Raw genomic sequence first — 21,902 nt, forward strand, 5'->3', positions numbered from 1 at the left:
CATGAAACAGGAACTAAAGGAAAATCAGGGAATACCGTCGTCCTTACTTTGGACACTCGCCATCATTTCAGGAGTAACGGTGGCTAATATATACTACAATCAACCCTTACTGAACCGTATCAGCCGTGATCTGAACATCAGCGAGTTCACCGCCAATCTGATAGCCATGTTCTCGCAGATAGGCTATGCGCTCGGATTGCTTTTCATCATTCCATTGGGCGACTTATACCGCCGGAGGAACATCATCCTTGTGAATATCTCCGTGCTGGTGGTCTCCCTGCTCACCATTGCCCTGGCTCCCAACATCCACCTGATACTTTTTGCCTCCCTGCTGACAGGTGCATGTTCCGTCATTCCGCAAGTGTTCATGCCTCTTGCGGCGCAATACTCCACTCCCGAAACCAAAGGGAAGAATGTGGGCATCATCCTTTCGGGATTGCTGACCGGTATTCTGGCTTCGCGCGTAGTGAGCGGTATCGTAGGCGAATACATGGGTTGGCGTTTCATCTACTTCGTTGCCGCCGGACTGATGATTGTCTGCCTCATCGTCATCATCAGGATACTTCCGGACCTCCCTTCCAACTTCCAGGGGACATACTTCGGCTTAATGAAATCCCTGTTCTCCTTAGTCAGGAAATACCCCCAACTACGCATCGTTTCGCTACGTGCAGGTTTTTCATTCGGTTCCTTCCTTGCCATGTGGAGTTGTCTGGCCTTCAAAATGGAGCAGGCACCTTTCTTTGCGGGAAACAATATCATAGGTATGTTAGGCCTTTGCGGCATAGCCGGAGCACTGACGGCATCGTCCATCGGCAGATATATACATATTCTCGGAGTGAAACGGCTTACTTACATAGGTTGTACGCTGATTATCAGTGCATGGATCACCCTGTATGTGGGGCAATACAGCTATGTAGGCATCATAGCCGGTATATTATTGATAGATATAGGGATGCAATGCATTCAGCTTAGCAACCAGACAAGTGCATTCGCCCTTTGTCCGCAAGCCTCCAACCGCATCAATACGATTTTTATGACTACTTACTTCATCGGAGGTTCCACGGGGACTTTCCTTGCCGGAACTTCGTGGCAATATTTCGGCTGGATGGGAGTGATAGGGACAGGTATTTTGCTGACGAGTTGCTCGTTGGTTATCAATATCTTTGCTAAGAAATAGATTCTTTCAAGATTTCCCAGCCACATGCCTTGAGGTCGACACATCCGTTTTTTCTGAAAGCGACACCTTCCTTTTCCAATAGTTCGCGCTGTTCCGGCCAGAAAGGTGCCAGTCGTCCCTGGCTGTTTACCACCCGGTGGCAAGGAAGGTTCCGCTCTTCGGAAGCATTGTGCATAGCCTGTCCCACCATGCGCGAGCACTGGGGACGGCCTACAAGATAGGCGATTTGCCCGTACGTCAGTACGCGCCCCGAAGGGATGGAGGCGACTACGCTATACACTTCATTTCGGAATGATACCTGATCCATAACGGCTGATTAAATAACTTCTTCGCACACCCGCATTTCCATACCTTTATATACTACCACAATCTTGTGCAACTGGGTGTTGCCGATGGCACGCTTCACCGTATCTGTATCGGCGTAGCGGTTGGCTTGGGTGATGGCTTCCTGACGGAGTTTTTCCACAAGGGTTTCGGGGTCTTTGTACTTGGCATATTTCAGTTCCACGATGTAGCTGTGCGTCATGTCAGAGTAGATGTCCAGCATCGGGCAGAGGAAGATGTCTACATAGCCCGCTTGCGTGTCCTGTTCGGAGACGGGGCGGTAGAAGCGGTTCTGCGCGGTCATGGCAAGGGTGAAGCCGTGAACAAAGAACTCGCCCTTCTGCTTGTCGCGTTGCGAGGCATACGTCTTCAGGCAGTCGGCAATGTAGCCGAAGTAGGCTTGCCAGTCGCCATCATAAGCGAGTTGGCTTGCCAGTTCACTCTTTTCATAGCTGCTGAAACTCAGGTCTGCATCGTTGTAAGTATTCAACAGATAGGTATAGAGTTGCTCCTGAACCACCAGGTTGGGGATGGTCAGTTTGGTTTTTCCTCTATGCATTCCGCTGATGGTGAGCATGCCGAAATAGTAGAGCAAGCTCACGAAGTTGTCGGGGTTGGTAATGCTGGAGGCGGGGAAGCCACTCTTCAGTTCACCGGTGATATAGCTCTGACTCACCAGCGTCTGAATGACGGAAGCATCGTGGGCAAACTCCTTGTCCTTGCGAATGAGCATGCGCAGTTTCTCGTAGTCGATGCGAATGTTATCTTCCACCATATTTTGTGGTGCCTTGCCACGCATTATATAATTTTTGACGAAGTAGAGCACCATGTTTGAATTATACATCGTGGTTTCACCGTAACACTCCTGTGCGAAGCAATAGTTGTCATACCACGGCTTCATGATTTCTATCAACTCGTCAACGGTGTGATTGAAGGGGCTGGTGGTTGAATAGTAGGTCAACATCTCCCGCACTTCCTCTTCCGTGAATCCCATCATCTGGTTGAACTCCGGCGTGAGGGAATAGTTGGTTCCGATGTTGAATCCACTGGTGAGGTCGTCCATCGTCACGGGGCTTACACCGGTGATGAAGCAACGCTTGATGCTGGAGTAAGTTCCCGCTTTCACTTTGTTGAAGAAAGCACGCAAGTAACCTTCGCCATGCGTTTCGTTGGTATAGCGGTGCAGGCTTTCGGGGTCGGCGAGGATGGCGTTGGTGAAGTGGTCGTACTCGTCGATGAAGAGATAAATATCCCGCCCGGCACGCTCGCACTCATGATAAAGGAAGTCGAACTGGTTGACAGCTCCTTCTATTGCGTCCAACTTTTCTTTGATGCCTTGCGGCAGAAGGTCGGCATACACCTCACAGAAGAAGTCGAAACAGATTTGGCAATGCGCATCCAGTCCTTTGCGGTAATTGTTCAACTCGCCGGTGATGCCGGAGAAGTTGAGGTATAGCACCAGATAGCTGTTGCGGTCCGGTGTGGGATGCTGCCCGATGTAGAGGTCACCAAAGAGTGCCTCAAACTGGTCGCGGGTGCGCACGTCGTAGTAGTGTTGCAGTAGGTTCAGCGTCAAGCTCTTGCCGAAGCGGCGGGGGCGGATGAAGAAGAAGAAGCGGTCCGCCTCCTCTATCATGGGGATGAAGCGGGTTTTATCCACATAATAATAATTGTCGAGGCGAATATCCGCGAAGTTCATCATGCCGTAAGGGAGACGTTTTCTGCCGGGTACTATGTATTTCATTGGGTCCATAATCTGTCCTCCTGCTTTGTTTTTTTATTTAAGCTGTTGCTTTATGATACTTAATGTAACAAAGATACAGGTTTATCCCCAATATACAACAAACCCGATATAAAATAGTTATTCATGCCAATCAGTAGTTGAAATTCATATTAACCTGGTTAATTGCAGTTTGTTTTGGTTACCTTTGCGGCCGCAATATCAATCACTAAAAAAATGATAACAAGAACAATGAATCCCTTCGCACTTAGAAGGGAGATGCAAAACGATATATTTGAAAATATAGTTCCTTATCTCAAAAGAAATTATGATTCTAAAATACGCAGGGCGATTATTAAAAGCCTTCATTTGCCGATGATATTTAATCCGATTCACTATTTCAGCAAGACAACAAATAACGATTGGTTCATATTCTATTATGCAATAACCAAAAAGCTGGCCGAGGATGCCGCATGTATCGCTATATCCCAGGTGCAAACCGAAGAAGGAACTTATGTTTACGAATATATTGTTGCACGCGAGCACAACATTTATATTTTTCCTCCTCATTTTTTCTCCCGCTATCATTCAAGGTTTTTAAAAGGAGCCGCGATTGGCAAACAAGAGCTTATTAACCAATATATAAAAAATAGTTATATAGGCATTATTTTTATCTCAGAAACAGGGCGGGAAAAATGTGCATTAAGCTTTCAAGACGGATATGCGATCGGAGACATTATTAGTCGGAAAGAACGTATTTTTATGTTCAAGACGTTTATCTCTAAAGATTTACTGAGAAAAGATCAAAAGTTTGCGAAGGCATACGACCAACTTCAGGAACAAAATCTAATGAATTACATTATGAGCTTAGAGAACCCTAATGAATTTTTGCTTAACAAATACAGCTCTTACCTGAACTCAAAGCTATAAATGCAAATTGACACATTAATCACATTAGCACATTTGGTTCATAACTGCGTAAAAATGAATCAAACAAATAATCGCTTCCCTACGGCGTTGGAAACAGAAATTATGCTTACCTTTGTACGTAAGCAGAAAAAAAACATAAGTTATGGTACAGAAAGACAGATATATACGATTTGACTGGGCGGTGAAGCGTTTGCTACGCAACAAAGCCAACTTCGGCGTGCTCGAAGGCTTCCTCACCGTGTTGCTGGGCGAGCCTATCCGCATCGTTGAGATACTGGAAAGCGAGGGCAACCAGCAACGTGAAAACGACAAATTCAACCGTGTGGACATCAAGGCACGCAATAGCAAGGACGAAATCATCATCGTCGAGGTGCAGAACACGCGCGAGATATACTACTTGGAGCGCATCCTCTTCGGCGTTGCCAAGGCCATCACGGAGCATATTGAGCTGGGAGAACTTTACTCTCAAGTGAAGAAAGTGTACTCCATCAGCATCCTCTATTTCGACATCGGCAAGGGGAACGATTACCTGTACCACGGTCAGAACTCCTTTGTGGGCGTGCATACGGGCGATTTTCTGGAGGTCACCACCAAAGAAAAGGATGCCATCGTGCGCAAACTTCCTGCCGAAATCTTTCCCGAATATTTCCTGATTCGTGTGAATGAGTTCAACAAGGTGGCCGTCACCCCGCTTGAGGAGTGGATAGAGTATCTGAAGACCGGCATCATCCGCCCCGATACGAAAGCTCCCGGACTGGAAGAAGCACGCCGCAAACTGATTTATTACAATATGGACAGGGCGGAACAACTGGCGTATGACGAACATATCAATGCCGTAATGATTCAGAATGATGTGCTGAGTACGGCGGCAGAGGAAGGTAGACAAGAAGGAAGACAGGAAGGAAGACAAGAAGGGCTTGCAGAAGGGCTTGAGCAAGGAAAGCAGGAGAAAAACATAGAGAATGCCCGTACGATGAAAGCCTTGAATATCTCCTCCGAAGTCATCCAGCAGGTGACGGGTTTAGCCATCAAAGACATAGAAGAATTATAAATAGCAAGATATTATTCATTTTCGTCTCGCCCGATTTTCGTTTTTTGAGAAGCAGGCGGGACGTTCTGTTTTCCAGCGTAGTTTTTTTTGCAAATGCCCCCTGAATGCCACCCCCCGATTCCCATTATTCTTAAACCTGTGTTCATAAAATAAGTCCGGTGACCGCTCCGGACTTTTTCTCATCCCAGCGGATTTTCTTCAATCCCGCCATCGCCGCCATGCGACGGGTCCTGGTCTTCGGTGGTGGCTGAAAGTTCAATCCATTCCAGTTGTTCGCTGTCCACCAGGGCGCGGGTGTAGGCGCCGCTGCTGAGGCGGGTGCGTTCAGGGACGAACTCCACGCGGACGGCTTTCACCTGCTTTTCGAAGTCGAAGTCCTTGAGGTCCTTCACGCCGGTGGTGTCGAGCACGTAGCGGAAGTAGCCCAGTCCTTTGATGTGGACGCTCTTGCCCTGGCTCATGCGGGTGTGCATCACGCCTGCAATGTCGCCCAGCACGGCTTGAACGTCGGAGTTACTCACTGTGGAGATTTTTGCCAGGTCCTTGGCAATGGTCTCCGTTTCCACGGGTTTGCCCTGCACTATCGCGCGGGGGTAGTAAACCGCTTGTTTCTGATTAAGCATCTTTTTCCAAAATGGCATAATTCTGATTGTTTTAAGTGTTAATAAATGAATAAATAAATGAACCGGAACCCGGTTTCCCGTGTCGCCGACTCGACGCGCTCTTGTCGCCGACTCGGGGCGGTCATGTCGCCGACTCGAGAATGCCTTGTCGGAGACACGGGAAAACCGGGGTACCGGATAGAAATAGAAGAAGAAAACAGGATTTAAAAATCCTTATACGCAATGACCACCGGATGAAAAACATCCGGAGTGGCGCGGACTTCCTCACTATAGTTCGATACAGCTTTGCAGTTCTTCTTTTATCATCGGCAAGCAATCATCCGTAGAAGTCAATTTGGCAATTTCTATAAATCGAGGTGTAATCTTAATTTTACAGCCGCCGTTTTCTTCCACCAATTCCAAATCAATGATATTGAGACGTGGCTCATCAATAGAACAGGCACAGCGATAACCGGAATATTCTGTTTTGTTGGCCGGGTCCTTACGATCTCCGATATAAAGTGTCTGCTTCTCTATAGAACGAACGTGCTCATGGCCGAAGAAAGCCGTCACGATTTTTATTGGAGCTTTATCTAAAACATCTTTTAAAGCCTTTTTGTCGGCGTATGTCCACCATCTCTCCGGATTACCATACGTATCACCGTTCACATCACATCCATAGTTGATATGGAACATGGGGATGCCCACCATGTAATCATAACCTGGCTTGCATGCCATCGTCTGCATGCTTGCATTGAGATAGTCCAAGGCGCCGAATGCATAGGTTCCCTCATCATGACCGTGTCCCGTATCTCCCGGATCAGTGCGGTTTGCATTGCCCGGCAAATTGTTTAGCATAAAAAATGCAACCAGCACTTTCTTTCCGTTCTTTTTCAGAGGAAAAAACCATGTGTAGTGATAACCTTTGTTCCCATAATTAGCTGCATTATCCGCAGTACTAATGCCGTATGGAAGAAACAAGCTGCCTTCCGCTATCCGCTTTTTGTTTCTTTGTTGAATATCGCCTTTCACATTCTCACCGCCAAACCCTGTCCATAAGTCGTGGTTGCCCAGTCCGTCGGCAACGGGTATAGACTGTTCTTCCAGTCCGTCAATCAGATTTCCCCATATATCACGCACGGCAGGAAAATGTAGCGGATTAACATCCCCGGCAGGCGCAGTAGGGCAATCCAACAAATCGCCCGGCATGACGATAAATTCAGGACGTTTCTGTAAATTGATCAGCTTATCTACAACAGACGCTTGACTCCCACAATTAGTATCACCGAAATGATAATCGTTCATCACGCCAAACCGACGGGCGGAGAGGCGGAAGAATTCAAATTTGTAACATCCTTTATCATTGACGAAGCCACTCTCTTTCTTGGCATTCTTCGACAATTGCAGATATTTCCCGCGTGATACAAGCACGGCATAATCCATGCCGGAAGATGATGACGGGTAAATGAAAGACCGATAAACAGCACCGGAATGCCGTCCGTCTTCAAGGTCGAAGTCTTGTTGTAACTGTTCCTTTTCCCCGTCAATCGAGATAGTGACACGAAAATGTCCGTGAGCCGTCAACACATGAATACCTTTGGGGGTCATTTCATATTCATCGAGTCTGTAATAGTCATTATCAGAAAGATTGTAAGTTGTTTTATTCATAGCCGGCTTTCCCCATTCTTTCTTGTCCGTAGGTTCAACAGTGATTTCAATCTTATTGAAAGCTCTGTTTATCAATTCTAAGTAACATCCGTAACTCATAATATTCTTTTTTTAATGGTTTATATTTTATTCTTTAGCACCTGCATTAACCTCCTTTCTGATGATGGCAGGTACTGACTTTATTGATTAATCTACTTATAACCAGGTTTATCACACCGTCCTGTAGCTGTGTGTCCTCCTTTCTTTGGCGGGACGGGGGTTAATAAATCGTTTTATCTCGCAGCTTCCGCACGCAGGCCGCTAAAAGGCCAGCACGGCACGGACTTTATAGGTATCGGTTTTGGGCTTTACGCCATAGTCGGGGATGTTAAGATCTACATACCAGACAATTTCTTTAAATTCTTTGCTGCTCCAATACGCCCCGGTAAGCTCATCACCGGACGCCTTATCAATCTGGGGCTTGATTTTATTGAGCATCTGAAGATTCTTGTAATAGTAGGTGGAGCTCTCCTTAGCATAACTGTCAGGCCCACCGAAAAACAGCGTGGCAAGCTCATGCCTGCCCGGTAAGAACCACCCGCTGCTACCTGCGGGCGCAGGGTACGTGGCTGCATAAGTGGCTATCGCATCAAGGGCAGGAAAGGTGGTGTCGCTGTGCCGAGAGCCGTAAAGTGCCATTAAACGGGAACTGCAATAACCGAAATATATATCGGATGCCCGTATTTCTTCCCAATCGGCCTGCTCTCCGAGTGTGAAGCCTTTGAATTCGTTGGCCCAAACATAAGTAGACTTAGTCGCCCCCTGTCCGGTGGCCCACTTCTCCCTCTGAGGGGTATCGCGCATCGCAACGACCATGCCGTGCACACACTCCGGGTGGTCGCGCATCAGCAGGCGGTCGCCTGCTAGGGTGCCGGTCTGCGTCCAGTGTTTCCCCTCGATTTCGCCCACCCAGAAGACTACGCCGAGACAACTCTTCCGTAGTTCATCACGGAACGGCTTGACATCTTCATCCCCGGGCAGGATGCTGCCGTCCTGCATATAGTAGTCACCCGCCTTTAACGGCCGGAACTTTTCTGTCACCTTACTGTCGCCAAGCGTGTGGACGGTGTATTTTCCGGGCTGAAGATTTAATTGGGAATAGTCAAAATTGAAAGTCTCCTTAGCTCCGTTGTAGTAATACTTATACGGTCCCCGAACGAAGAGTATGGGGTCTGTAGTGTTCACCAGCAGGCGGGCCGTACAGGGGTTCTCCTGCCAATATAAATTTTCACTGATCACCGCCGTGTAGCGGTAATAACTCTTAGAAATCTCTCGGCTGTCTATCTTTTCGGTATAGGTATATTTCGTAGCAGGCACCTGAAGGATGAGCAGGGACATGCGGTGTTCCATCGCGAAGCTGAGCGTGTGGTTGTTATACATGCCACGGGCCGTCATCAGGTCGGAGGCGGTGTATTGGGCGTAGGTACTCTGGTTGTCTTTAACAGACCAAGCCTCGACTACAAGCTTAAAGAAGTCTTCGTCGCCGGGCAATACCTTGCCGTTCAAATCTCCATCCTTCCGGTAGGGATAATAGGCATGATAACTCTTATCGGGTGAGTATAAAAGCTGAGAAGTGCCGGCAGGCAGCGTCCACTTGCCTCCCTGTAGGGTAAGGCAGAGGTTTTTCACCTCCAGGGTTCCGTCCTTCACCACGTAGAGGCCGATGCGGTCGCCTTCGGTGAAGACGGTGCTGTAACCGCGTTCCTGGGCGCGGGTTTGCCCGGTGGCGTACATGCCGCCGTCGCTCACGGTGATGGTGAGGGGGCGGGCATCGGGGTCGGTGCCGGCAGGGGGCAGTTCGTCCAGTGCGTCGGACGTGCATGCCGCCAGCATCAGGATGAGGGCGCAGGCCAGGGATGCTGCCGGGGGAAATATGGAATGATGTTGTTTCATACGGTTTCTTTTTTATTGATGAATTTAGTTGCTACTGTTCTACTCGACCGGCTGCCACGTACCTCCTCCTTCTTCCATGTCGATATTTTCGATACCTTCCGAGGTCACGGTGAGGCGGTACTCGTACATCTTGCCACTGAAGAAGTTCGCTTCGCCTGCGGCGGGGGTGTAGTAGAAGGTCTTTCCTCCGATGACTATTTTCACGAACTTCCGTCCCGACATATTTTGGGGAGGAAGCAGGGCGCGCACGGTGCGTACGTAGTCGGCGGCGGCAGGGGTCACTTCGTTGGGGGTGATGTGGTCGGTGCCGGGGCGCACTTGCCCTGCGGTTCCATTGTTGAGATTGATATTCCCTCCCGTGCACGTGAGGTTTTCAAAGGTTACAGTGGCGGTCCGCAGTTCATAGTCGGTCACGCCGTTGCCCGCTTTGAGGTGTACCACCACCTTGGCTGTGACGTGGCGGAAGACGAGGGTCTTATCGGGGGACGTTACGGTGATGCGGAGGGAGGGAGCAACCATGCAGTCGCTATCCTGATATCCTTTATCTCTCTGGTCGGCCTGTACAGAGAATCGTTCAAGATTCAACAACAACGGATATACCCCGTTAATAAACTTTTTCTCATCCGGGCTTGTCCAGTCGATGTTTGTAATCAGCTTTCCATCGGAATCGACGGAGGTGTATATCTCATCCGTACTGCCGGAGATGCTATTTTTAATCCACAGCCTCACCATTTCTCCCCCTTCCCACCTGTTTTCGGTGGTAGCCCGTGTCTGGGCGTTGGCGGAGGAATATCCCTCTACGGCGGCGTAGAGTTCCAGCGGCACGCCGCCTTCGGGCCATGCCGCGTCGTCATCGCCTGTGCAGGCAACCAAAACCAAGGCTGCCCACAGGTACATTATATATATTGGTATGTTCGTCTTCTTCATTTTTTTCTTTATATTTATTGTTTATGGGTTACTCCTGAAATGCAGAGCCTTCTACGGGTGCGCCTATGGTTTCCCAGTCCTCGATTTCGGTTTCCAGCCTCAGTTCCTTATAGTCCACGGTTATCTTATAGATGTACCGCTTGCCGCTTTGCAGCTTCAAGGCATCTCCGGCGGGGATTTTGTAGACGAAATTCGTGTTGTCTGCCAGCTTCACGCGGATGAAGACGGTGCCTGCGGTTAGTTCTTGGGGCACCACGATGGCTTCGGCGTACTGGAGATTGGTGGCGTTAAAGTCTGTCGTCACCAACGTGGGGATGGTAATCGGAGCGGCGGGGTTGGGGTCGGCAGCGAGGGCTATCATCGCCTGGCGTTCGGTCTCGCTACTCATGTCGGCGGCTTTCTTGGGGGTGAAGGTGGCCTTCAGGGCGGTGTTCTCCAGGGTCACGGTGGCACCGATGAGGTCGGGGGCGCCGTTGCCGCGCTTCAGCACTACTTCTACTTTAGATAGCAAATGGTAGAAAGTGAGGTCCACGTTAGAGGCGGTGGGGGCCACGTTCCGCTTGGTGGAATAGAGCAGGTCGGAAGCGGCGTAGGCATCTTGCGTGGTCTGGTCGGCCTTCACTTCGTGGGACACCGATGCGGGGAAGCTGTCTCCCGCCGGGGCAGGGTTGGCATGGATGGCATAGATGTTCACGGGGTCGGGCGAGATGTAGTACATGTCGGTGGCGTAAGTGAAGCCTCCGGTGCCGTCGGCGGTGAGCACGTTGTTCCGGTAGAGGGAGGCACCTTTGCTGTCGTCTACCCAGGCAGATACTTGCAGTCCTGCGCCAAGCTGTGTGTCGAGGCCGTAGGAACGGGTCTGGGAGGTGATGCCGCTGGTGAGGCGGATTTCGCCGTTCCAGTTGTCGGTGATTACTTCGTTGTCGTTGTTGCAGGCGGCAAGCGCAAGGGCTGCTGCGGCAATGATTGATAAATTTCTAAGTTTCATAATCTTACTTTTTTTAGTGTTATTAATAGTGATAATTCATTTAATTGTTCGTTTCCATTCCGGCCGAGCCGCCTTCGCCGCCCTCGCCGTTGCCCGGTGTCCAGTCGGTAATGGTGGCGGAGAAGTCGGCTCCGGTAGGCGTCTCCACTACTTTCCCGCCCAAGGTAAGGGGCTTCCGCTTATCGGCGTTGAAGGCGGCAAGCTCCGTGGTGAGATCGCTCGTGAGGTTCAGGGCTTCGGGGCTGCCGCCCGTGAAGCGGATAATGGCGTTCAGCTTCTGCTGCTCACCCGCTATGCCAAGCAGGCGCACGGTTGCCGCGTACTTCCCGGCATTGGCGCCGGAGGTTATCTTTGCGAACTGCAATTCCACGTTCGTGGGTGTGGCGTAGATGCCGGCGGAGAAATCCAGCGTACCTGCTACGCCCGACAGGTAGCCCTCGATATGCTCTATCCTGTCCGTGGTGCTGCCCGTAGGCTCGATGACGAGCGTCAGTTGCCGCACCTGCTGCTGCATCACGGCGGTGAATGTCTGCTCCGTGTCGGGCTCTATCACGGCATCCACCGCATCCGTAAACAGCCAGCCGGGCATCTCCTGCACGAAGGGGCCCGCACCGTCCACATTGCCCGAAGCCCCGGCGACGGTGGCAGTGATGCCGGAAACGGTGATGTGCTGCGGTGTGTTGTAGATATGCAGGTGGTAGCTGCCCGGTTCAAAAAGAGGTTCGAGCAGGTTGGTGGTGCCGGTGAGGGTGGCGGAGTAGTCACCGGCTTCTACCGTATAGCTTGCGGGTGCGGTCAGTCCCTCGCCGATGCCGCTCCAGTCGGTAACGAGGGTAATTGCCCCTTGCTCCGGGTGCGGGGTGTTGTAGATGGGGTCTTTCACGTCGCAGGCGGCAAGGGATAGCGCTGTGGCTGCTACGATAAGACATTGTCTGATGTTCCTTTTCATATGCGTTGGTTTTAGATGGTTTTACTTGTTGTTTCCGATAGTCCACACGAGGCTGATGCCTGCTTGTGTGGGGCCCCAGAAGTTCTTTGTTCCGTCTTGCTGCTTATGGATGCGCACGCCGTCGGTCATGCCGAAGCTGTCGTAGGCGGAACGGGTATAGCCCAGGCCGAGGTTGAAGTCGAGGGAGAAACTGCGGGAGAGGGATAATTGGTAACCCAGCGTCACGCCCGCATTCCATAGCTTGCCCTGATAGCCGGTGTCGCCTTTCAGCAGTTTGCCGGGCAGATACTTATATATGTTGTACTCGCCGTAGCTGCCGGAGACGCCTGCGTAGAAGCGTTTATCGCGCAGCAGATACCACCGCACTTCGGGATTGACGAGCCACACTTTCTGCACTTTGCCGTGATTGCCGCCCCACCAGGAGAAGCTGCCGTCGAGCTTGAGGCCGATGCTGTGGCTGATGCGCCATTCCACGCCAAGGGTGGGCAGCAGGAAGGTATCATACAAGAGGTTGGTGCGGAGGGAAAGGGATTGTTCTTTCCGGCGGGTGGGCGTTGGCTGTTCCGGGGTTGCCGCTTCGCTCTTCGCTTGCCGGGCAGGCTTCTGGGCTTGCTGAATAGCTTTCTGCTCCTGTTGCACAGCCTTCTGCTCCTGCTGCACAGCCTTCTGCTCCTGCTGAATAGCTTTCTGTTCCTGCTGAACAACCCTTAAATCCGTATCAGCCGCGTCGGGTAAATCTTCTTTCGTTTCGTTGATATCGGCGGGGATACACAGCGTCACGGTCACTACATTCCGCACTCCTTCTGCGTACTCCACGGCATGGTTGGCGGTCACGAAGCAGGCTTCCGTCACTCCTGCCCGTCCGATAAGTTCCGACTTCACCCGGTTGCTGCGCACGGCAGCCATGCGCCGGTTCTCTTCGTCCGGAGCCTGTCCGGTGCAATATCCATCCACGCGCACCGGAATGCTGCCCGAAAGAATGGCCTCCCGGTGTGCACGTAGCAGGGTCAGGAGTGCTTCGAGCTGCGCACCGTTGTCACGCCAGGGGGCATAGAACGCATCTTTTCCTTGCACAAAGCGAAAGATGTAGAGACTGTCCGCCGCTTCTCTGGCGAAACTTGCCACTCCCGGCAGCAGCGCCAGGAACAGAACCAATAGATGTCTTTGTAAGTGTTTCATAGGTTTATCCTCATTTTAAGTATCTTTTCAATAGTTTCCCTTTCCACCTGCATGCGTTCCAGTTCTTTAAACATACGGTCCAGTTCGCGAAGGCTTTTCGCAATGCAATGGTTGCACTTCCGCTCAATCTTCCGGCAATATAGGAAGAGGCAAAAAATGGCTATCACCATACAAAAAATGAATGCCACAATAAGAAGGTACATGTATTCGTTCATCGCTCTTGTTCTTTAGAAATCATGCTGCAAAAGAAGCGATTTACGGATGAGACACTATTGCATTTTGTCCCGACTTTATTGCATTTTGTCCCAATTATATTGCAACACACCATCCTCAGATACTTCTGAGGCATGTGGGCACAAAAAAAGCACGGATGGACCGTGCTTTTGATTTTTGGGGGATTGATAAGTAGATGTTTATAATTTATTTGCCTGTTTCCTGTATTCCGCCGGACTGATGCCATACTGTTTTCGGAACAGACGGTAGAAGGTGCTCGGGATATTGAAGCCGCAACTGAAAGCTATCGCCTCAATCGTAAGTTCGGGATGATGGTCGAGCATCTTGCGTGCCTCGTCCAGTTTCAGCATACGCATATACTCCATGGGAGAGTTCCCCGTCACGGCTCTGACGGCGTCGGTCAGCAGGTTTTTATTGGTGCCGAGCGCGGAGATAATCTCGTCACGGTTCATCTCGGCATTAGAAAGGTTATCACCGGAAAGCAGATACTCGCGCAAACGGGCAACCAGCCGGTGCTGCTCAACGGTGGCGGCAATATCGGATGTCTGCGGCAGGACTTCCGACGATGCAGTACTTTCGCAGGCTTGTGCCATTCTGGAGAGTTCTTCCGCCAACCTGTCCTGTTCCTTGATTCGCTCGTACAGCTTGCGGTTCTTGGTAGAAATAATCCGGTTATAGTAGAAGACGCCTGCCAGGAGCAACACCAAAACCAGGCAAATGCCAAGGGCAAACAGGAAATAATGGAAATTACGCTCTTTCTCGGCAATGTGCTTTTCCACCTCATACTGGGTGCGCAGTTCGTCAAAGCGGGCGTTGACTTCCACATTATTTATACTGTCGTTCGCCGCAATAATTTCGTCCAGCAGACTGAACGCTTCATCATTGCGCCCCGCCCGTGCCAGTATCTCCATCTTTATCTTACGCACGGCATTGAGGTTGAAAGCCGATTCCTGAACCTGTATTACGGCACTGTCGATAACGGCAAGTGCCGTGCGGTAATCTCCCCGCGACTGCAATATCAGCGCCTTTGCCCGCAGCAGTTCGAATTTCAACATGTTGTTGCTGACGCTACCTTCAAGTTTGGAGAGGTATATGCCCGCCTTGTCATATTCTTTAATATCTATATAGGTGTTCATCAGTGCCACATAAAGATTTCCCCGAGCTTCGGGCTGCACCCTGCCGGTGGCTTTCTCGAAGCGGGCGATGGCTTTTTCATATTCGGGCACCAGTTGCAGCAGCTCGTCATAGCGTGCCTGTGCACGAAGCGACACGCACAGGAAGGCATAGGATTGCGTCAGGATATTATCGTAACCGGAAACTTCCCACAACAGGCTGATGCTCTCCCGGAAGCAGTCTTCTTCCTCTTTCGGCCTCCTCTGCAGGTTATAGATGATGCCGGTGGCATAGAGCGCGGTTGCCATTCCTGCCTTGTCCTTGCGCTCCCGGGCACGGGTATACATTTTCCCGGCTTCGGCGGCAGCCAGTTCATAGTCTCCTTTCAGGTTGTAGGCAGTGATAAGCTGCATGTGTATCTGATAATAGAATTTCCACAAGTCGTGCCGGATATAAAAGTCGAGATAGGCGGGCGCCTTTTCTATGACTTTGTCGTGCTCGCTCCTGTTTATATAGGAGATAATCCTATTGCCGTACACCATTCCCTGCATTTGTGTGTTGCCTTGCCTGATGGCTTCGGCTTCCGCCTGCTCAAACAGCGTCATCAGCGTATCCATTTTCTGGTCATCGCCGGCTTCTGCCATATAGATGTAGTACAGTTTGTTGTAAGTCTGCAACTTATCAATGCCTTCCGTATGTTCGAGGGCATGACGTAAAGAGTCTTTCTGGTGTTGAAGAGAATTTTGTGCCGAAGCGGGCAGGATAAGTCCTAAAAGGAAACTGTATAGAAGTGTTGTCAGGTAAGTTCTATATTTCATATTTGTTGTGTGTTAGTATCAATTTTGAATTCAGAATTTACAAAACTACAGAAATTTATCGATTGACAGCCTATTTACACAAAAAAATTGTCCGTCCCGTTTCAATTACCTATCTTTGGGGAATTTGAAAACAATTCAGTCAATACTATATGATTAATATCGTACCTATCTTAAAGAACAAGAAAGAATTCCTCGAACTCCTGCTTCTCGCAGACGAGCAGGAATCTATGATTGACCTTTATCTGGAACGCGGAGAAATGTTTGCCCTCTACGACGGAGACTTAAAAGCCGCCTGCGTAATCACCGATGAAGGAAACGGAACCTATGAAATAAAGAACATTGCAACCTATCCGCACTATCAGCGCAAAGGATATGGAACACAGTTGATAAAGTTTCTGCTGGAGCACTACAAAGACCGCTATCAGACGATGTTAGTGGGCACAGGAGACAGTACTTATACCATACCGTTTTATGAACGGTGCGGCTTCACCTACTCCCACCGGATACCCGATTTCTTCATCAAGAACTACGACCATCCCATGTATGAGGACGGAAAACAATTGCGGGACATGGTTTATTTAAAAATTAGCAAGAATGGATAATTCTTCTTCCAAAGGTTTCCCCTACCTTTGCATCAAAACATAGCAAATGAAGGAAGAAACCACATACGGACATCAGGAATTAATAAATCAAGTCATTGATTATATTCATACCCATCTGCACAAAGCATTGACTTTAGAAATGCTGGCGGCGGAAATGCACATGTCCGTATATCACTTCCATCGGCTTTTCAAATCCCATCTGCAAGAAACACTTTCGGCATACATCACCCGCCAAAGAATGGAAAGGGCTGTGATGTATCTGCAAACGCGAGATTTATCCTTGCAGGAACTCTCCGAAAAGATGGGATATGACACGGCACAATCTTTCTCAAAAGCATTCAAACGATATTTTGGCGTTTCTCCGGTAGCTTTCGGCAATACATTGACCTTTAACACTCCTGAAACAACTCCGATAGAGGATATTGCTTTTATCGGATTGGGCGAACCGGAAGTCCTACTCATTTCCCCAATGTACATAGCCTATATCCGTATTATCGGTCCGTATGGAGAAAAAGAGAGTTACGAGCTCGGTTGGGGAAAACTTTGCGGATTTCTGAAGGAAAACAAGCTACAATCCAAAGCCACCCGCTGGTTTGGCATCAGCTTCGATGATCCGACTATTACAAAGAAAAAGCAATGCCGTTTCTATGCCTGCGCCTCCGTTGCGCAAAGAATAAAACCATCGGGTGCCATCGGAACATTGACGATAGAGAGTGGAAAATATGCAGTCTATACTTACAAGGGAAGCTATTCAGGTTTGCTTCGTGCCTATACTTATATTTATTCCAGAGAAAAAGGAAGATTGCGCAATGCACTCTCTTTTGAAGAATATGTAACGTGGTCGGACAATCCGGCAAAACAGATAACCAAAATCTATATACCAATACAAAAGAAATAATATGGAATTTATCACATTGAATCCGGATAATGTCATGAGCGAACATTTATGTTGCGCCATTTCTGATAAGAAGCACCAAACAGGTGTAAATGATAAGCGGAACTGGTTGTCCGAACGTGTAAAAGAAGGGCACGTCTTCCGCAAACTGGATGCACAAGGCAAGGTGTTTATCGAGTATGCCCCGCTGGAAAAGGCGTGGGTGCCTGTGACGGGGGATAACTATCTGTATATCTACTGCCTGTGGGTGGCAGGCAGCTACAAGGGAAAAGGGTATGGAGAAGCCCTGTTGCAATCGTGCATTGACGATGCCAAGGCACAAGGGAAATCGGGTATCTGTGTGCTGTCTTCCAAAAAGAAGAAGCCTTTCTTGTCCGACAAGAAATTTATGCTGAAATATGGCTTCAAGGTAGTGGATGCCATTAATGACGAATACGAGTTATTAGCTCTTTCCCTTGACGGCAGCCAACCGCAATTTACGGCGGATGCAAGGAAACAGACTATTGAGAATAAAGAGCTGACTATATATTACGGCGTGCAATGTCCTTACATTCCCAACTGCATCGAGCAAATCTATAATTATTGTGAGAATAATCAGGTGCCTTTGCGGTTGATAGAAGTCGACACGCTGGAGAAAGCCAAGCAACTGCCTTGCATCTTCAATAATTGGGCGGTATTCTATAACGGGAAGTTCGAGACTGTACATCTGCTGAATGAAGGATTGCTAAAGAAATTGCTGCAATTGAAATAAGTAAAAAACAAAAAATCGTATCTTTGCGTTATCATGATTAATAAAGACGAGCAATATGGAAAAGCTAAATCAATATCATCGCCAGATTATAGCGAAGAAAATGAAATCCGTTGCCTACTGGACGAAGCATCCGATGTCGCGCGAGGAGTGCTTGAATCAATTCAAACGATTGCGGGAACAACGGTTGTCAAGGGAGTCCAAATTACAAATCTCGAAAGATTCGCAAGAGACAGAGGTTGCTGGATAGACGACATCAGTCAATTAGGAATATTCTCGGACAGAGGGTCTGAGAATGAAGTCTATTTATCAAAAAAGAATAATGCAATTGTTTATAAACTAAATGACTTTCGTTATTCGGATGATAACTTATCCCAATTCTTTGAACGAATAAAGATTCATAACTTCTATTTTCCAGACTGTTCATATAAGCTAATAGGTTTTGCCCAAAATCAGGCCGGTAAGATTTGTGCCGTACTATCACAGCCTTTTATTGCAGCAGTGCGCGAAGCCACCGACTCTGAAATTAACGAAGAACTTAACAAAATGGGATTTAAGCCGGAATTAGATGGTGAATACTTTTCAAACGGCAGATACGATATATTCGATGCTTTGCCCAACAATGTATTAGTGGGAAATGACGGGCATCTTTATTTCATCGATACAATCATTTACAAAAGTCAAGATGGTGGATTTGATATATATAGAAACCTATCTCCACGATATAAATAATAATACATCCTTAAAAATTAAACAATTATGGAAATGAAATTTTGCCAGAGCTGCGGAATGCCGCTGACATCCAATGAAGTTTGCGGAACAAATGCTGACGGTAGCCTCAGCGCAGACTACTGTACTTACTGTTATCAGAATGGAAAGTTCACTCAGGACTGCACCATGGACGAAATGATAGAACACTGTGCTCAGTTTGTTGAGGAATTCAACAAAGACTCGGAACAGAAAGTGACTAAAGAAGAGGCAATTGCCATGATGAAGCAAGAGTTTCCGAAGCTGAAACGCTGGCAGAATTAACCAACAGGAATATCCTTCTTAATCAACCATATCTGTTATGAAAGAACTGAATGATATGTCTGATGAAGAATTATGGACTCTCTTTCCAATTCTCCTGACGGAACATCAAGTAAGACGGAGTTTATCACAGGCATCGTTCAATTAGCCCGCAAAAGATAATATGTCCCGCATCGAAAAGGAAAAGCAAACCGTAGAACAGATGATTCGCCTCTACTGCCGGAAGAAAGAGGGGAACGGAACACTGTGCCCGCAATGCAGGGAATTGTTGGAGTATGCGCAGACACGGCTTTCACGTTGTCCGTTCGGAGACGGGAAATCAACTTGTCGGATTTGTACCGTGCATTGCTATAAGCCGGAAATGAGGGAACGAATGAGAGTAGTGATGAGATGGGCAGGACCGAGAATGTTGTTCTATCATCCGGTGGCGGCTATCCGACATTTGTGGCAGGAATATATTAGGAAGAAATAAGAAGGAGTATCAATTCATATCCCTACAAAAATGAATCAAGATACGTTTTTTGTGTACAATTTTCATCTTTTTTTCTTTCCTGTCTTGTCACCTTCCCTACCCCCTCCCAGACACCTTCTGAATGGGGGTACAATGAGTCAGGGACTGAAAGGCATTCAGTCACTGAGTGAAAGGCATTCAGTCACTGACTGAATCAGGTTCACTCAACGAGTGGGAGGAAGAACTGCGGGAAAGGAAGAAATCCACTCGCTTTTTGTAAGCATAATTACTAATCGGTGAAATATACAATGAATTATCATTTACCTTATGACAGTTTAGAAATGAATTATTTCACCACAGATTACACAGATTAGCACAGATTTAATTTATTAATAATCAGAGACATCTTCCCTAATCTGTGTAAATCTGTGTAATCTGTGGTGCATCAAAACCGCTCAGATATAAGTTAATCCCAATAAAGAAAAGGACACCTCAATTGAAATAATACAAGAACACTGCAATCCCCTCAAGCGCTTTCTTAGGCTGATCCTTTATTTCAATTGTAAACTTAATCTCTGCTTTCGCCACACCACGCAGATTTGCCAGCGAATGTAACTTCGCCACCAGACGCACGCTTTGTCCCGACAACACCGCCTGTCCGAACTTCATCTGCTCCATACCGTAATTAACCATCATCTTCAGGTTGTTTACCTCAATAATCTGGTTCCACAAATGCGGAAGCATAGACAAAGTGAGATAACCGTGCGCAATGGTAGTCTTGAAGTGACTTTCTGTTTTTGCACGTTCCGTGTCTACATGTATCCATTGATGGTCCAACGTAGCATCTGCAAACATATTGATGCGCTCTTGCGAAAGTTCCACATAATCAGAAACGCCAATCTGCTGGCCTACCAGCTTTTCAAATTCCTCGTACGAGTTGATAATTACTTTTTCCATTATTCTCTTTTTATATTTAATAGTTTCTACGGTTGATAATCCCAACCATAATCATTATGATAAATCATTAGTTTACTCATGCCTCCGTCAATCGTAATGTTCTCCCCGTTGATAAAGGAGTTCCGTTCGTCACAAAGGAAAAGAGCTGCACGGGCTATATCAGCCGGTTCTCCTACCCTTTGCGAGGGATGCTGCATGATGTCTCCTTCCGTATATGCCGGCACATAATCCTCTTCATGATAGCTTCCCGTATCAATCCAACCGGGAGCAATAGAATTCACACGGGCAATTCCCGAAAGACTGACCGCAAGCGCATGAGTCAGAGCCGTTATTCCACCTTTGGCTGCCGTATAACTTTCCGTATTGACCTGCGACTGGAAAGCACGAGTAGAAGATATATTCACGATGGCTCCTGCACCACTGAAGTAGTCTTTAAAAGACAGAGCCAGGAAATAAGGAGCCACTACTCCCACACGTTGCACATACAGGAAGTCTTCATACGAACAGTTGCTCAATATACCTCCATTTGTCAGGCAAGCATTATTTATCAGACAGTCGATCTGATCTTCTATGGATAAGACAAAGTCTACAAAATCCCGCAGCGTCTGTTCCTCGGCAATATCTCCGACAAAGCCTGTTACCGAAAGCCCTCTTTCCGACATCTTTCCTTCCGCCAGTTCCACCGCCTCGGGTGTCTTATCAATGAAATATACCGTATATCCCGATTCCGCAAACATCTCGACAATGCAACGACCGATACCGGCGGCTCCACCCGTCACAACACATACTTTATTCATACGCTCATTATTTTTAGGAGAATTACAGCTTTACACATTCTATCCAAAGGTCTGCCATACGCTTGTGCCCGGCGGGAGTAGGATGAATTCCATCCCATATCCAATATGTATCTTTAGATGTTGGAATTGTTTTCAATATTTCATCGAACATCTTGTTGAAAGGAAGATAAACAGCTTTATAATCCTTCGCTATGCGTTCTGTGATCTCCGCACAACGACGTACCAGACTATCACGTTCTGCAAAATCAGCACTCTTACGCATATTTCCGGTATTCGCCACAAAAGGGGCGCCCAATACGATCTTCAAATTAGGATTAGCTTGCAAAGAGCGATCCAACAACGAACGGTAACGTTTTTCCCAAGCCGCAAAATCGAAAGGCTTTTTCTTGTCACTCTGCAAATAGAAATGTATATCATTCGTTCCGACCAGAACGGACAGGACATCCGGTTTCATATCAATCACATCCTCCTCCCAACGCTTTTCCAGGTCTTCCAATGTGTTTCCACTGATGCCACGATTGAGAAATTCATATTCTTTTTCCGGATAATTGCCCTGATAATAAGTAGCGCACAAATACATGTATCCACTGCCGTAGATATGGTTCATGTCCCAAAGCGTACGCTGGGAAGAAGGCTTGGCGGTTCCGCAACTGTTTCCCCAGTTACCGTCCGTTATAGAGTCTCCGATGAACAAGACACGCTGTCCACCGGCAACAGCTGACAGGACTATGAACAAAATCCCGATGGCAAAGGTTATTATTCTTTTCATGGTTGTTTACTTTTAAATCGTGAAAACAGGTAACAAATATAC

The 21,902-nt window shown here is 48.1% G+C and carries 23 protein-coding genes; 9 read left to right on the forward strand and 14 right to left on the reverse strand.

Annotation, left to right across the window (positions count from 1 at the left end):
- Position 1 precedes the first annotated feature (1 nt).
- The gene (locus BUC01_RS19950; protein WP_025832868.1) at positions 2-1,177 is read left to right on the forward strand and encodes an MFS transporter; all 1,176 of its coding nucleotides are present in this window, start codon (positions 2-4) and stop codon (positions 1,175-1,177) included.
- Here BUC01_RS19950 and BUC01_RS19955 read toward each other — a convergent pair.
- Both BUC01_RS19955 and BUC01_RS19960 read right to left on the reverse strand, forming a co-directional pair.
- Positions 1,167-1,484, reverse strand: coding sequence for an MGMT family protein (locus BUC01_RS19955; RefSeq protein ID WP_009128808.1), 318 nt, complete (start codon positions 1,482-1,484; stop codon positions 1,167-1,169). The two genes, BUC01_RS19950 and BUC01_RS19955, sit on opposite strands and share 11 nt — an antisense overlap.
- 9 nt (positions 1,485-1,493) lie before the next feature.
- Positions 1,494-3,254 carry an AAA family ATPase gene (locus BUC01_RS19960; protein ID WP_073314634.1) on the reverse strand — a complete coding sequence of 587 codons (1,761 nt, stop codon included), beginning with the start codon at positions 3,252-3,254 and terminating at the stop codon, positions 1,494-1,496.
- A 204-nt stretch (positions 3,255-3,458) separates the two neighbouring features.
- Here BUC01_RS19960 and BUC01_RS19965 point away from each other — a divergent pair, with 204 nt between their 5' ends.
- Positions 3,459-4,151, forward strand: a complete 693-nt coding sequence (locus BUC01_RS19965) for a hypothetical protein (protein ID WP_225663002.1) — start codon at positions 3,459-3,461, stop codon at positions 4,149-4,151.
- 142 nt (positions 4,152-4,293) lie between these two features.
- The gene (locus BUC01_RS19970; RefSeq protein WP_073314636.1) at positions 4,294-5,202 is read left to right on the forward strand and encodes an Rpn family recombination-promoting nuclease/putative transposase; all 909 of its coding nucleotides are present in this window, start codon (positions 4,294-4,296) and stop codon (positions 5,200-5,202) included.
- Positions 5,203-5,381: 179 nt separating this feature from the next.
- Here the strand turns inward: BUC01_RS19970 and BUC01_RS19975 are convergent, their stop codons facing one another.
- From BUC01_RS19975 to BUC01_RS20015, 9 genes are all read right to left on the reverse strand, one after another.
- Positions 5,382-5,843, reverse strand: coding sequence for an HU family DNA-binding protein (locus BUC01_RS19975; protein WP_007665996.1), 462 nt, complete (start codon positions 5,841-5,843; stop codon positions 5,382-5,384).
- Between the two features lie 249 nt (positions 5,844-6,092).
- Positions 6,093-7,571 (reverse strand): metallophosphoesterase family protein, encoded by a 1,479-nt coding sequence (locus BUC01_RS19980; protein WP_073314638.1) that lies wholly within the window; start codon positions 7,569-7,571, stop codon positions 6,093-6,095.
- Positions 7,572-7,772: 201 nt separating this feature from the next.
- Positions 7,773-9,260: a fimbrillin family protein gene (locus BUC01_RS19985; RefSeq protein ID WP_244895774.1), complete on the reverse strand. Its 1,488-nt coding sequence runs from the start codon at positions 9,258-9,260 to the stop codon at positions 7,773-7,775.
- Between the two features lie 183 nt (positions 9,261-9,443).
- Positions 9,444-10,331, reverse strand: a complete 888-nt coding sequence (locus BUC01_RS19990) for a fimbrillin family protein (RefSeq protein WP_025832877.1) — start codon at positions 10,329-10,331, stop codon at positions 9,444-9,446.
- A gap of 28 nt (positions 10,332-10,359) precedes the next feature.
- The gene (locus BUC01_RS19995; protein WP_025832879.1) at positions 10,360-11,319 is read right to left on the reverse strand and encodes a fimbrillin family protein; all 960 of its coding nucleotides are present in this window, start codon (positions 11,317-11,319) and stop codon (positions 10,360-10,362) included.
- A 40-nt stretch (positions 11,320-11,359) separates the two neighbouring features.
- A complete protein-coding gene (locus tag BUC01_RS20000; protein ID WP_073314642.1) occupies positions 11,360-12,268 on the reverse strand; it encodes a FimB/Mfa2 family fimbrial subunit in 909 nt (302 codons plus the stop codon).
- 21 nt (positions 12,269-12,289) lie between these two features.
- Positions 12,290-13,222, reverse strand: a complete 933-nt coding sequence (locus tag BUC01_RS20005; protein WP_244895775.1) for a DUF3575 domain-containing protein — start codon at positions 13,220-13,222, stop codon at positions 12,290-12,292.
- Positions 13,223-13,443: 221 nt separating this feature from the next.
- Positions 13,444-13,662, reverse strand: coding sequence for a hypothetical protein (locus BUC01_RS20010; protein WP_025832881.1), 219 nt, complete (start codon positions 13,660-13,662; stop codon positions 13,444-13,446).
- 198 nt (positions 13,663-13,860) lie between these two features.
- Positions 13,861-15,612: a helix-turn-helix domain-containing protein gene (locus BUC01_RS20015; protein ID WP_073314646.1), complete on the reverse strand. Its 1,752-nt coding sequence runs from the start codon at positions 15,610-15,612 to the stop codon at positions 13,861-13,863.
- Between the two features lie 149 nt (positions 15,613-15,761).
- Between BUC01_RS20015 and BUC01_RS20020 the strand changes: the two genes are divergently transcribed.
- The 6 genes from BUC01_RS20020 (at position 15,762) to BUC01_RS20045 (ending at position 19,358) form a co-directional block, all read left to right on the forward strand.
- Positions 15,762-16,214, forward strand: a complete 453-nt coding sequence (locus BUC01_RS20020; RefSeq protein ID WP_007666007.1) for a GNAT family N-acetyltransferase — start codon at positions 15,762-15,764, stop codon at positions 16,212-16,214.
- A gap of 46 nt (positions 16,215-16,260) precedes the next feature.
- Positions 16,261-17,112, forward strand: a complete 852-nt coding sequence (locus BUC01_RS20025) for an AraC family transcriptional regulator (RefSeq protein WP_025832884.1) — start codon at positions 16,261-16,263, stop codon at positions 17,110-17,112.
- 1 nt (position 17,113) lies between these two features.
- Positions 17,114-17,860: a GNAT family N-acetyltransferase gene (locus BUC01_RS20030; protein ID WP_025832886.1), complete on the forward strand. Its 747-nt coding sequence runs from the start codon at positions 17,114-17,116 to the stop codon at positions 17,858-17,860.
- A 33-nt stretch (positions 17,861-17,893) separates the two neighbouring features.
- Positions 17,894-18,589 carry a putative polyvalent protein kinase domain-containing protein gene (locus BUC01_RS20035; protein WP_025832888.1) on the forward strand — a complete coding sequence of 232 codons (696 nt, stop codon included), beginning with the start codon at positions 17,894-17,896 and terminating at the stop codon, positions 18,587-18,589.
- Positions 18,590-18,616: 27 nt separating this feature from the next.
- Positions 18,617-18,889, forward strand: coding sequence for a zinc ribbon domain-containing protein (locus tag BUC01_RS20040; RefSeq protein ID WP_007666010.1), 273 nt, complete (start codon positions 18,617-18,619; stop codon positions 18,887-18,889).
- Positions 18,890-19,049: 160 nt separating this feature from the next.
- On the forward strand, positions 19,050-19,358 hold the full coding sequence (locus tag BUC01_RS20045; protein ID WP_025832891.1) for a nitrous oxide-stimulated promoter family protein: 309 nt from the start codon (positions 19,050-19,052) through the stop codon (positions 19,356-19,358).
- 471 nt (positions 19,359-19,829) lie between these two features.
- On the opposite strand, the gene BUC01_RS20050 is transcribed toward BUC01_RS20045, so the two are convergent.
- The 3 genes from BUC01_RS20050 to BUC01_RS20060 are packed head-to-tail and all read right to left on the reverse strand — an operon-like array spanning position 19,830 to position 21,860.
- The gene (locus BUC01_RS20050) at positions 19,830-20,294 is read right to left on the reverse strand and encodes a MaoC family dehydratase (RefSeq protein WP_007666016.1); all 465 of its coding nucleotides are present in this window, start codon (positions 20,292-20,294) and stop codon (positions 19,830-19,832) included.
- Between the two features lie 26 nt (positions 20,295-20,320).
- Positions 20,321-21,091, reverse strand: coding sequence for an SDR family oxidoreductase (locus BUC01_RS20055; RefSeq protein ID WP_025832894.1), 771 nt, complete (start codon positions 21,089-21,091; stop codon positions 20,321-20,323).
- 22 nt (positions 21,092-21,113) lie between these two features.
- Entirely contained in the window at positions 21,114-21,860 is a 747-nt protein-coding gene (locus BUC01_RS20060; RefSeq protein WP_025832895.1) for an SGNH/GDSL hydrolase family protein, read from the reverse strand.
- Positions 21,861-21,902 lie beyond the last annotated feature (42 nt).

This window comes from Bacteroides stercorirosoris (assembly GCF_900142015.1).
Lineage (GTDB): Bacteria > Bacteroidota > Bacteroidia > Bacteroidales > Bacteroidaceae > Bacteroides > Bacteroides stercorirosoris.